This window comes from Paludisphaera mucosa (assembly GCF_029589435.1).
Classification (GTDB): domain Bacteria; phylum Planctomycetota; class Planctomycetia; order Isosphaerales; family Isosphaeraceae; genus Paludisphaera; species Paludisphaera mucosa.
On record NZ_JARRAG010000004.1, the window covers coordinates 1 to 12,946 of the forward strand.

The 12,946-nt window shown below is 69.6% G+C and carries 6 protein-coding genes and 1 pseudogene; 3 read left to right on the forward strand and 4 right to left on the reverse strand.

Annotated features, from left to right (window positions below):
* From PZE19_RS30990 to PZE19_RS31000, 4 genes and pseudogenes are all read right to left on the reverse strand, one after another.
* Positions 1-2,981: tetratricopeptide repeat protein (locus PZE19_RS30990; protein ID WP_277864543.1), on the reverse strand; the 2,981-nt coding region annotated here is incomplete at its 3' end.
* 90 nt (positions 2,982-3,071) lie between these two features.
* Positions 3,072-3,353, reverse strand: a pseudogene (locus PZE19_RS33310) (hypothetical protein); the annotation flags it as partial.
* 421 nt (positions 3,354-3,774) lie between these two features.
* On the reverse strand, positions 3,775-7,149 hold the full coding sequence (locus PZE19_RS30995) for a WD40 repeat domain-containing serine/threonine-protein kinase (RefSeq protein WP_277864544.1): 3,375 nt from the start codon (positions 7,147-7,149) through the stop codon (positions 3,775-3,777).
* Positions 7,146-7,745: a sigma-70 family RNA polymerase sigma factor gene (locus PZE19_RS31000; protein WP_277864545.1), complete on the reverse strand. Its 600-nt coding sequence runs from the start codon at positions 7,743-7,745 to the stop codon at positions 7,146-7,148. The genes PZE19_RS30995 and PZE19_RS31000 overlap by 4 nt, the downstream gene beginning before the upstream one ends.
* Before the next feature lie 527 nt (positions 7,746-8,272).
* On the opposite strand from PZE19_RS31000, the gene PZE19_RS31005 reads away from it, so the two are divergent.
* The 3 genes from PZE19_RS31005 (at position 8,273) to PZE19_RS31015 (ending at position 12,939) form a co-directional block, all read left to right on the forward strand.
* Positions 8,273-9,280, forward strand: a complete 1,008-nt coding sequence (locus PZE19_RS31005; protein ID WP_277864546.1) for a DUF1559 domain-containing protein — start codon at positions 8,273-8,275, stop codon at positions 9,278-9,280.
* Between the two features lie 85 nt (positions 9,281-9,365).
* On the forward strand, positions 9,366-9,869 hold the full coding sequence (locus tag PZE19_RS31010) for an Ig-like domain-containing protein (RefSeq protein WP_277864547.1): 504 nt from the start codon (positions 9,366-9,368) through the stop codon (positions 9,867-9,869).
* Positions 9,870-10,065: 196 nt separating this feature from the next.
* On the forward strand, positions 10,066-12,939 hold the full coding sequence (locus tag PZE19_RS31015; RefSeq protein WP_277864548.1) for a PSD1 and planctomycete cytochrome C domain-containing protein: 2,874 nt from the start codon (positions 10,066-10,068) through the stop codon (positions 12,937-12,939).
* Positions 12,940-12,946 lie beyond the last annotated feature (7 nt).

Below are 12,946 nucleotides of genomic sequence, written 5' to 3' on the forward strand. Positions count from 1 at the left end.
GGCATCGGCGCCGTCGGAGCGTCGCGGCCGCCGAGGAGGTTGCGGTAGAACCGGGTCATCAGCAGGGCGGTGGCGTCGTCGTCGACCTTCCAGAGGCTCAGGACCAGACTCCGCGCCCCTCTGACCAGGAGCGGCTGGGCGAAGCCGAGCAACCCCTCCCCGCCCGCCGCCTTGCCGAGCCCGCTCTCGCAGGCCGAGAGGACCACGAGGTCGGCGTCGAGTTCCCAGGTCCGCGCGATCTGCTCGGCGGTGATCTCTCCGTCGGACTCGAAGGCCTCGGGATCATCAGGGCGGTCGGGGTCGGGGGCAAGGATCAGGGCGGTGCGGAAGGCCGAGCGGGGATCGGTGCGACCGTGGGCGGCCAGGTGGAGGAATCGGAAAGCCTTCAGCCGGCCGGAGCGGGCCATCGCCTGCACGGTCGACTCGCGGGCCTGGTCGCCCAGGATGGTGGTGGCCTCGGGGAACAGCGCAGCGATCGCGGCGACCTCGCGGCGAGTGCCCGGCAGGCGGACCTGGGGTTCGCCCCGCGTCCGGAGCACCTCGGCGGCCGCCCTCCGAGCCGCCACGGCCTGAGCGGCAGGCCTGTCGTCGAGCTGCACCCCGAGAGGCCCGGCGGAGAGCTCGATGGAGCGCACGTCGCCGTCCCTCCAAACCCGCGCCATCGGCCGCCCCGGGCCGCCATCGGGATCGACCAGCTTGATATCGGCCGGCGAATTCAGGGGCGTCCCGTTATACTCGAGGATCACGTCGCCGGCGCGGAGGCCGTGGAGGTCCGCATTGGCATCGGGCGTGACCGCCACCACCGCCAACCCGTGGGCAGGCGACGCCGCGGCCTTCGCGATGTGGGAATTTACCTCGGGGTATGCCGGATCGCCCAGCGCCAGCAGTGTTGCGGGCCGGCCCGGAGGCCGGGCCTTCGCGGCCAGGTGGGCGAGCATCGAGGCGGAGGGGGCGTAGCCGACCGACGGTGCCGATGTCGCGTCGCGGTTCCGGGCCGCGAAGAGCGACTCGACCGGCACTCCAGCCAGCCCCGGCGACGTGAGGACGATCACACGCAGCACCCCCCGGAGGTGAGGTTCGATTGGGGCCAGTCGCTGACGCGCCACCGCCTCGGCCAGCGGACGCCAGGCCTCATCGGAGGCTGGCGACGCCAGCGCCTCGCGGAGCCGGCCAGCGAGCCCATCGTCCTCGTCGGTCCACGCCCCGCCCTGGCCGCCGCCGGGGATCGGCACCCAGGCAGGTTCGCCCGCTTGTCGCACCACGCAGGCCCAGTGCCGTCGGCCGACGTCGACCCAACCGACCAGGGCCGTCGATCCGTTGAGCATGGCACGTACGACCTCGAGCGACGCCGGCCGGCCGGCGAGCGGCCCATACTTCGCCTCGAACCGCGTCTGCATCTCCAGCGACCGACGTCGGACATCGCTGCCCTCACGGCGAAGCGCCTCCAGCGTCCGCTCGACCTCTTCCGGTGGCAGGGAGCGGGCCAGCAGGCGGCCGATCCGGTCATCGACGGACTGGGCCCGAGCGAGCAATTCAGCCTCCTCCCGCCGCTCTTCGGGGGTCAACGGTCGGGCGGCGCGGCCCGCTACCTCGTCGAGTAGGGCCCGGCCCAGCCCGCGCTCCCAGCGGTCCCAGGCTTCGGCCGGCCGGCCGGCAGAGGCCAGCAGCGAACAGAGGAGAGGGGCGGGGGCGTTGAGGTGGTTCGTCGTAGCGTCCTCAAGTCCGCGGTGGCTTGGACGTCGGGTCCGGCCTGCCTCGGCCGCCTCCAAGGCCCGGATCGCCTCTTCGGGGCGGTCGAGGTCGGCGAGGATCGCCCCGAGTGTGCGATAACTCGACGCCGCGTAGGGGTGGCTCTCCCCTAGGACCGCGACGCGGATGGCCACGGCCTTACGGATCATCTCCTCGGCGCCGGCCGAGTCGCCGCGCTCGTGCAGCACCCAGGCGAGGGCGGTGTAGGTCTGGGTGGTGAGGGGATGGCGCTCGCCCAGGGCGGCGAGGCGGATGGCCAGTGCCTTGCGGTACATCGCCTCGGCGCCGGCCGAGTCGCCGCGCTCGTGCAGCACCCAGGCGAGGTCGGAGTCGCTGAGCGCGATGTCAGGGTGGCGTTCGCCCAGGGCGGCGAGGCGTATGGCCAGGCCCTTGCGGATGGTCTCCTCGGCGCCGGCCAGGTTTCCGCCTGCCGCGAGCGCGCAGCCGAGTATGTTGTAACTGGCGGCGGTGTCGGAGTGGCTCTCTCCCACGGTCGCGAGCCAGATGGCGAGTCCACGGCGGCTCATCGCCTCGGCAACGACCAGATCGCCACGGGCCTGCAACACCACGGAAAGGTTGTCGTAGAATATGGCGGTGTCGACGTGGCGCTCGCCGAGGGCCGCGAGCTGGATGGCCAGGGCCTTGCGTATCATCGCCTCGGCGCCCGCCAGATCCCCACGCACTCGTAGCAGCCTGCCGAGGATGTTGTAGCTCGTGGCCGTGTCGGGGTGGTTCTCGCCCAGGGCCGCGCGCCGGACCTCCAGGACCTTCCGGCCGATCGTCTCGGCGCCGGCCAGGTCCCCCCGCTCGTGCAGCAGAGCGGCGAGGTTGCTGTAGGTTATGGAGGTGTCGGGGTGGCGCTCGCCGAGGGCCGCGAGTCGGATGTCCAGGGCCTTGCGGTGCATCGCCTCGGCGCCGTCCAGGTCCCCGCGGACGCGCAGCACCTCTGCGAGGTTATTGTAGCTCTCGGCGACGTCGGGATGGCGCTCGCCCAGGGCCGCGAGTCGGATGGACAGGCCCTTGCGGTGCGTCGCGTCGGAACCCTGCGGATCGCCACGGGCGAGCAACACGGCGGCGATGTTGTTGTAGCTCGTGGCGGTGTCGGGGTGTCGCTCGCCCAGCCACCGCCTGCAGGCCTCCAGGACGCTGCGGAAGCCGTCCAGGGCCTCTTCATATCGCGCCTCCTCGTAGGCTGCACCGGCCGCCTCATCGGCGGCCGGGACGTCGGCCATGGCCGCTCGGCCTTCGGGGGACAGCCCGATGATCGTCCTGATGGTCTCCACTCGACGCCGATGATGTTCCGCCTGCCAATGGCCGACTCCCAGCATCTCCTCACAGATCGACGCCGCTTGGCGCTCCGGCTCGACCGCCTCCGCAAATCTGCCGGCCCGCCACAAGGCGTCGACTTTCGCCTCCAACTCCCTCACCCGCTTATCGTCCGCCTCGGTGAGCGCCTTTGGCAGGCTCGACGCCGCCGGAACCGTAGGGGCAGCGGAGGAGGCCTGGGAGCAGGCCTGGACGGAGTCCACCGGGGTCGAGGTCAACAGGGCCAACAGGGTCATGCCACGGATGAGGTAGTCGGGAGCTTCTGCGCGTCGCGACATGCGGCCTCCGATCGAAAGTGAGCGAGAGAATCGACCTCATGCCCCCCTCCGGGGAACGAGCGAACCGCCCGCGCGGTACCACCCGCCGGCGGAGGAGCGATGCGGCATCATGCGGCCTTCCCGGCGGCCTACATCCTAGCTGTGCCAGCCCGACCCAGCAGTATTCGGGCGCGGAATTCACTCATCAGGCATCCTGACTAAGTTTTGTGCAGGATAACCCCCCTGTATCCTACCGATAATCCGACGGTCAGCTTTTGAAAATAACCGCCATTATAGGACGCAGCGGCGGGGTGGGCACTTAAAAGCTCGGGGCCTATGTGAGGCGGCGACCCATAGGCTGAAAATTCTGACGCCCAGCATGGCCGGCTCGGCCGCTTGCCGCTTCGTGCGGAGCTGAGAGCTGATACCAGGCCGCGACGGCTCATCGCCGATCGGTGGTTGCATCTTCGGGGGAAGCGACGACCTCCGAGCTCAGGCCCATCGACTTGAGTCGCCGGCGGATACGCCGCAGGTCCCAATAGTTCACCGTCCTGGACAGGCCTGAGATCGCGACGAGCCTCGCGCCGTCGGTCGTGAATCCCAGCCATCGCGTCCGGTCCGAATGAGGCGCCTCGAGCCGCATCACGGTCCGACCCGTCGTGCCGTCGATCAGGTGAATGACGCCCGGCGACGACTCCAGGGCAGCGGTCCTGAGGTCCGGAGAGAACGCCACGTCGCTCGGAAAGGAGACGATGTCGCGGCCGATCCGCCGGACGACCTCGAAGGAGACCGAGTCGATGAGGTTGAACTCGTAGGCGTTGCTCACGACCAGCGTGCGACCGTCCATCGAGTACGCCGCGTGATTCATGCGGCCGAGGGGGAATTGCTTGACGCAGGCGCCCGACCGGACGTCCCACACCCTGGCGAACGGGGTATGCCAGCCGCTCGTCGTCGCCCAGCGGCCGTCGGGGCTCAGGGCCGCCCGGGTCAGCGCCGGATGGGGGCCCAGGACGCGTCGCCGCGACTCGTCGTCCAGGTCGATGACCAGGGCCTCTCCCGAGGCCTCGCACGCGACGACGATCTGGTTCGCGTTCTTGGCGACGTTCATGGTGCTCGGGACGAATGGAAGGTCGATCGTCCTGGGCTCTCCGAGCCTCAGACGTTCGCCGCCCGCCTCGCCCTCGACGATCGGCCATCGGCGAATCCCGCCGGCGCCGCACGTGAGCAGTTCAAGGCCCGAGCGCCCTCGGATGAATCGGGCCGACACCGTGTCGCCGATCGCGAATGAGGCCTCCACGCGGCCCGAGTCCAGGTCCCAGGCGCGGACGCCGTCGACGGTCCCGACGACGAGGAGCCCGTCCTCGTCGATGTCTCCTTCGGCCGGACCCTTCGGGACGTCGCAGATCGGCGTCCGGTAATCCCGCGCGTCGGAGGCTTCGATCAGCCGAGCCTCGCCGTCGATCACGGTGCACCCGCAGAGGGTCCCGTCGCGGCTGAAGCGGGCCCCGAAGATCGTGCTTGGCCAGAAGAGCAGCGGTCGCCCGGTCCTGACCTCCCAGATCCGCCCCGTCCCGTCCCAGGAGAGGGTCAGCAGGAGGTGACCCTCGGGGTGGAACACGACGCGTTCGACGTCTTGCGTATGCCCCTCCATGGTGGCGATCGGCCGGCCGGAGGCGACGTCCCAGACCTGCGCGACGTTCCGGGGCAGTCCGAAACCGATCGCCAGGAGTCGGCCTCCGGGGTCCCAGGCGATCCTGCGGATCGCCCAGCCGGCGTCGGTTTCGAATGAAGAGATCCGAGATCCGGTCTCGGAATCCCAGACGACGACCAGGCCGGATTCGCCGACGTCGGCCGCCGTCGCGAGCCGTCGGCCGTCCGGGTGGAATGCGATGAGGCGCGGGGGCCTCGCCGGCGATGGGAGGCGTCGCGCCTCGCTTCCGGACGGCAGGTCGTGGATCCTGATCGAGCCGTCCGCGGAGACGAAGGCGAAGCGCCCGCCGTCCTCGGAGAAGGCGAGGGTCGCGCCGGCGAGCGGCCCGGGGAAGAGCGGTCGCGCCGCATCGACGCCCCAGATCCTCAGCCCCTCGCCCGCCGACCCGATGGCGAGGAATCGGCCGTCCGGGCTGAACTGGAAGTCCACCAGCTCCCGTCCCAGGGGGGGGATCTTCAGGATTTCGGCGTCGTCCTCCATCCGACGGACGCTGGCGCCGCCCGCCTCGTCGAGTCGGGCGTAGCGATCGTACGAGGAGGGGAATTCGATCGTGCGGGTCCCGTCGGGCCATGGGATGGAGCGTCGACCCGGCCGGAGGTCGGGCAACGCCATGCAGGCGACGGCCTCGTCGCGGAGGGCCTCGAGGGTCTCGGCGGGCATATCCATCGCCTTGGCGATCCGGGTCGCTTCGGCGATGGCTTCCAGGCCTCCGAGCCGCTGCCCGGGCCTTCGGCCGTAGCGTCCCGCCTGGGCCCGTGCGAGCTGCGACTGGACGAGTTTCTCCAGCGCGTCGCGCTTGGCGTCGCGCTCGGCCTGCCGGGCCATGCCGGTCCGCTCCAGCTGGTCGTTCAGCCGCCCGGCCGAGAGGACCGCGCCCACGGCGACGAGCAGCAGCAAGGCGAGGGCGGAGGCGACGGCCGTCGATAGCGCGGGGTTCCGTCGGCAGGATCGCCAGGCCCGTTCGGGCGGCGTGGCCCGACGGGCCGCGATCGGCCGGTCCCCGAGGAATCGGCCCAGGTCGTCGCGGAGCTCCGAGGCCGACCTGTAGCGGCGACGCGGGTCCTTGGCGATCGCCTTCAGGATGATCGTCTCGAGGTCGCGGGGGATGGTCGGGATCAGCTTCCTCGGCCGCGGCGGCTCTTCGTCGAGGATACGCCGGACGAGCCGACCGCGAGGCCCCCCGGGAAAAGCCGGCCGCAGGGTGAGCAATTCGTACAGGGTCAGTCCCAGGCCGTAGACGTCGCTGCCGGGCTCGGTGCTCCCGTTGAGTCGCTCGGGGGCGAGGTATCGGACCGTCCCGACGAGGTCCCCCGACATGGTCAAGTCGGCGGCGTCCACGAGCTTGGCCAGGCCGAAGTCCGTCACCCATGCCGTCCCCTGGGCGTCGAGCAGCAAATTGGCGGGCTTGACGTCGCGGTGGAGCACGCCCTGCTGGTGGGCGTAGGCGAGCGCGTCCGCGACCTGGACCCCGATCCGAGCGACGTCGTGGTAGTAGCACGGCTTCCTTCCGGCCGCGGCGTCGACCTCGGGCCCGTCGCCGGAATCCGGCAGCAAGGCGTGCGGGGAGGCCTCGCCGGCCCGGAGGGCCTCGAGCAGCGACGCCAGGTTGCGTCCCTGGATGAACTGCATGGCGAAATAGTGGATGCCGTCCGACTCGCCGACGCCGAACACCGGGACGATGTTGGTGTGATGGAGCTGCGCGGCGATGCGGGCCTCGCGGCGGAATCGCTCGAGCGCCCGCGCGTCGAGAGTCAGTCGCATCGGCAGGACCTTCAGCGCGACGTGGCGGCCGAGCGATTCCTGCACCGCCTCGTATACGACGCCCATGCCCCCCTGGCCGATCTCGCGGACGATCCTGTACTCTCCCAGCCGACCGGGAGGAGGCGGAGGCACCAGGCGAGGGCCGCCGTCGAGATGGCGCTCCAGCAGGATCATCGCCGGGAACAGCTGGTGGATCCGCTCGGCCTCGTGGGGGAATCGCTCCGCAAATTCAGAGAGGGATGGTTGCTCGCCCCGGCGATGCCGCTCTGCGAACTCCCCCGCGAGCTCGATCAGCGGATCGGCCTCCGACCCCGCATCTCCGTCGTCGCGAGGAGCCGCGCTCAACTCCGGGGCCCCAGCAGGTCCCGCAAGCGGCCCAGGGCGCGTAGGTATCGCTTGCCGGCCGCAGCGGAAGAGATCCCGAGGATCTCGGCCACCTGGGCGTTGGTCATGTGGCCGAAATGGCGAAGGAGCAGGATTTCGCGTTCGGACGGTTCGAGGCGATCGAGCGCCCCATGCAAGGCTTCCCCTTCCTCGACCCGCATGGCCGCTTCGCTCGGCGTGCCGAGGCCGGGGACGACCGCAGCTTCGGGCCGATGGATGGGCACCTCCCGCCTCGGGTCGCGGGCCGAGGTCCCGAGGTGGAACCGTCGAAGCTCGAGGATCTTGTGAGAGGCGATCCCGAGCAGCCAGTAGACCAGCGGGCTCCGCGGCTCGCGGAGATAAGCCTCGAGGCTCCCCGACGCGGCGACGTGGGCCTCCTGAACGACGTCCGAGGGATCGATGCGGCCTCGCAGCCTGGCGTCGAGCCGATGGGCGATGAGGTGGCGCAGCGGCCCCCGATGCCTCGAGAGCAACTTCCCCAGGCTGGAAGCATCCCCTTCCCTACACAACCCCAGCAGCCGATTCGTCTCGCTCGAATTCTCGCCGGTCCTGGTCATGGAAGTCCTCACAGCGATCGGCCCGGCGGTGCGGCGCCGGGATGCGTGGTTCGCCTGGTTGCGACGCGAGCGGCCGGTGAGGGAGGGGGCTCGCCAGAGGCCTCGCCAAATTTTCCATCGATTCATGTCTTGGGGTCGGGGCGAACTGCAATTAGATACATGTAAACGAACCATCGACCTCGTTCAAGACACAAAGAGGCCCACCCGGAAAAGCACGCCTCGACGTTCGATGGAACCCATCTCGCCAAGGGAACCACTGACCTCGATCGCGACGGAACTCCGCCCCGAGATCGAACGGCCGTCGCCGTCGGTCCCGTCCGGCGTCGGCGATGGGTGCGCCCATCATCGCCCGCCGGAAGTCGATCACGTTCGCCTCCCCTTGCGACACGACAACGCCGGCCGTCGCCCCTCCGACGTCCACGGCGAGATCCAGCACGAAATCCAGGTCGAAGGCGAAATCGCCCTGGATCGCACGAACCTCTCGATCCTCATTTCCGAAACGTCGTCTCGTCGATTCGAGGTGCCCCATGAAACCGAAGTCCGGCTTCACGTTGATCGAGCTGCTGGTCGTAATCGCCATCATCGCGGTCCTGATCGCCCTGCTGCTGCCCGCGGTGCAGTCGGCCCGAGAGGCCGCCCGTCGCGCCCAGTGCGTGAACAACCTCAAGCAGATCGGGCTGGCCATGCACAATTACCACAGCGCGAACGACTCGTTCCCGCCGCCCAAGATCTACTCCGGGAGCTGCGCCGACCAGTCCAACGGCGGACAGGGGCTCGTCCTCAACACCACGGCGTTCGTGATGATCCTGGGGAATCTGGAGCAGACCCCGCTCATGAACGCCTACAATTTCAGCCAGGCCTCGAGCGACTCCGCATGGGGGGGGTACGCCGGCGTCAACGTAAACCTGCTCGGAGATGCGGCCGCGAACTCGACCGTCGTCGGTACGATGGTCGCCGGCTACACGTGTCCGTCCGACGAAGACCCGGAGGTCGTCACATACGAGCCTTCCAACCCCGCGGCGATCTACTCCCGCATGAACGCGCGGAGGAGCAACTACGGCCTGAGTTCCGCCGGGTACACCGACTACGAGTGCGGTCCGCCCAACACTTCCTGGCTGGGGGCCTTCTACGCCGAGAAGGCGTCGTCCATCGCCAAGCTCCAGGACGGCAGCTCCAATACCATCCTGACCGGCGAGATGCATCAACGGCACGCCCAGGACTGGTTCGGACCATACTGGGGATCCGGCACCCACACCTCGACGTTCGCCCGCGTCGCGCGCAGAGGGCAGTGGATGTGGCAGTTTTATTATCCCAATGCACCCTGGGGCGACAACGATTGCCCGGGGAACCGCGCGGCCTGCAACCCGCGGAACCTGACCTACGCATGGGTCTACGCCAGCCGCCATCCCGGGGGCGTCAACGTGGGGATGGGCGACGGCAGCGTGCGCTTCATCAAGAACACGATCAACTACGACACCTTCTACTCCCTCACGACCATCCAGGGCGGCGAGATCGTCAGCGCCGACGCATTCTGACGGAGCCCGGACCCGGGACGAACCCGGCCCATGGGCAAGACGGACGCAGGAAACAACCTTGACGATATCCACGGAGCATTCAGACGTGAGATTTTACAAGGCCGTCGTCGTCCTGGGGCTCGCGATCGTCGCCGGCTGCTCCGGAGGCGGGGGCGAGGAGGACTCCTACTCGCTCGTCCCCGTCGAGGGCAAGTTGACGCTCGACGGGAAGCCGCTGGAAGGGGCGTCGATCACGTTCAACGCCTCTCAGGGTAACAACCCGCCGACCGACGGGGGCGACGTGACCGGCGCCGACGGGACCTTCTCGGCGAAGTATCGCAACCGCTCCGGGCTCGCGCCGGGGACCTACAAGATCACGGTCCATCAGCCGAAGGCGGCCCTCCCGGGAAAGCCGGCGCCCCCCGATCTCGACCCGTTCATGATGAGCCTGGCGATCGACGCCGCCAACAAAAAGAAGGGTCCCAGGAAAACGGCCGCGATCGATCAGCCCTGGATCTACAGCGAAATCGACCGCACCCCGCTCTCCCACCAGGTCTCCGTGGGAGGCGACGTCGACCTCGTGTTCGACCTCAAATCGACTCTGAAGTGACGGCCCGCGGGACTCACCCGACGACGTCGACGGGTCGGGCGGCCATCCGTCCCCGCCCGCCGACGTCGCGGTGCGTCCTTTCGGCCGCCGGCCTGGGCGCTCGGGTCGGGGGGCGCGAAGGCCGATCGGGCTTCAGAATCACCACATGCGACGCAGGCCCTTTCGGCCCCCTAATCGACAGGGAAACGATACGCTCATGACTTCCGAACGATCGTCGTTCGCGGACGCTGAACGGGCCGCGTCGTCGATGAACGTCCTGTTCGCCCTCGGCGGATCGTCCTTGCAGGCGTCCTTCGTCATCGCCTTTCTGGCCCTCCTCGGCGCGGCCGTCCACGCGGGCGACGGCGCGGAGCGGGAAGCCTTCTTCGAGGCGAAGGTCCGGCCGATCCTGGCGGACCGCTGCTTCGGCTGCCACTCGGCGAAGGCGGGGAGGATCAAGGGCAACCTCGCGCTCGACTCGCTCGAAGGGCTTTTCAAAGGGGGAGACCTCGGGCCGGCCGTCCAGCCGGGGCGGCCCGAAGAAAGTCTCCTCGTCCAGGCGATCGGATATCAGGACGACTCGGTGAAGATGCCGCCGAAGCAGAAGCTGTCGGAGGAGGAGATCGCCGTCCTCCGACGATGGGTGGCCGAGGGCCCGACCTTCCCGAAGTCGGCCGCGTCGCCGGCCGCCAGGGCCCCGGGGATCGATTTCGCCAGGGCTCGAGGCCACTGGGCGTACCAACCCTTCAGCCGCCGAGAACCCCCGCCGGTCGAGGATGAAGCGTGGCCCTCGACCCCCGTCGACCCGTTCGTATTGGCGAAGCTGGAGGCCGCCGGCCTCTCCCCGTCGCCGCCGGCCGACCGCCGCACGCTCCTGCGACGGGCCTATTACGACCTGATCGGCCTGCCGCCGACCGCCGAGGAGATCGCCGCGTTCGAGGCCGACCGATCGGACGACGCCTTCGCGAAGGTCGTCGACCGGCTGCTGGCCTCGCCCCGCTACGGCGAGCGCTGGGGGCGGCACTGGCTGGACGTCGCCCGCTACGCCGACTCGAAGGACGGCGTGCTCATGTACGGCGACGACCGGATCCGGCCCTACGCCTACACCTATCGCGACTATGTCGTGCGGTCGTTCAACGAGGACGCGCCTTTCGATCGGATGATCCGCGAACAGCTCGCGGCCGACGCGGTCGCGCCCAAGGACGAGCCCTGGCGGCTCGCGGCGATGGGCTTCCTGACGCTGGGCCGGGCCTTCGACAACAACGTCCACGACCAGATCGACGACAAAATCGACGTCGTGAGCCGCGGCCTGCTCGGCCTGACGGTCGCCTGCGCCCGCTGCCACGACCACAAGTACGACCCGATCCCCACCGCCGATTACTATTCGCTCTACGGCGTCTTCGCCGGTGCCGAGGCCCCGCTCGAGCTTCCCGCGATCGACGACCCCGAGCGGACGCCCGACCGCAAGGCGTTCGAGGACTCGGCGAACGTCAAGCGCTCCGAGATCCGGAGGTTCCTCGACGATCAGTACGTGATGCTCTCCGAGGAGGCCGCCAGGCGGTCCGGCGACTATCTGATCCAGGCCGCGACCACGCCCCCCGACCCGCTGGAGACGGCCGTCTTCTTCATGTCCCTCGACCGCGAACAGCTCCGCCCGCCGCTCGTCGCCCGTTGGCGACGCCTCCTCAAGCGTCGCGCCGACCCGGCCGATCCCGTCTTCGGTCCGCTGTCGCAACTGATGAAGCTCGACGACGAGGCGGTCGCCGACCGATCGGCCGCGATCCTCGCGAGTTGGGCCGAACGACCCGCGGGGACCGGGCTCGACGCCCTCAATCCGCTCGTATCCTCGGCCCTGAAGGCCGGCCTGCTTCGATGCCGGTCCGACGTGGCCCGCGCCTACGCCGACCTCTTCCGCCGGACCTACGAGGAATCCAGGTCGGCGCCTGACGGCCTGGCCGACGACGCGGCTCGGCGGCAGATCCTCGACGTCATCCGCGGCTCGGAGAGCCCGTCCCACATCACGCGCGGCCAGACGGTGGCGTTCATGTCGCGCGTCGACATCGACGCTTACGGCCCCAAGATCGTCGAGCTGGATCGGATGACCGTGAAGGCGTCGGACCCCGCGCCGCGGGCGATGGTCCTGGTCGACGCCGAACAACCCTACGCGCCGAGGGTCTTCGTCCGGGGCAACCCCGCCCAGCCGGGCGACGCGGTGCCTCGGCGGTTCTTGCACATCCTCTCCGGCGACGATGCAAAGCCCTTCGCCCGCGGCGGCGGCCGGCTCGACCTCGCGGAGGCGATCGCCGACCCGAAGAATCCGCTCACGGGTCGCGTGATCGTCAATCGCGTCTGGATGCACCACTTCGGCGAGCCCCTCGTCTCCACCCCCAGCGACTTCGGCGAGCGCAGCACACCCCCGACCCACCCCGAACTCCTCGACGACCTCGCCGCGCGATTCGTCGAGGGGGGCTGGTCCGTCAAGTCCCTCCACCGCCTGATCGTGCTCTCCAGCACCTACCGGCAGTCGAGCGCCGATCGCCCCGAATGCCGGAAGGTCGACCCCGAGAACAGGCTCATGTGGCGTGCGAACCGCCGTCGGCTCGACTTCGAGGCCATGCGCGACACGCTCCTGGCCGTCTCGGGCCGGCTCGACGCCACGATGTACGGCCGGCCGGTCGACGTCGCGAACGACCCCGGGAACGCCCGCCGCTCGGTCTATGGTCTGATAGACCGCCAGAGTTTCCCGGCCGTCTTCCGCGCTTTCGACCTCGCCAGCCCCGACGTCTCCGCCGAGCGCCGGCCGATGACGACGGTCCCCCAGCAGGCCCTCTTCGGCATGAATGCGCCTCTGGTCGCCGAACAGGCGAAGGCCCTCGCCGCCCGACCCGAAATCGCCGCCGCGGATCCGCGCGACGCGGTCCGGGCCCTCTATCGGCTGATCCTCGCCCGCGCCGCAGGCGGCGACGAGGTCGAGTCGGCGGCCCGCTTCCTCCGCAGCCTGGACGACGATCCGGGCGAGCCGGGGCTCGCCCCCCTGGCCCAGCTCGCCCAGGTGCTCCTGATCTCGAACGAGGCCATGTTCGTCGATTGATTTATCA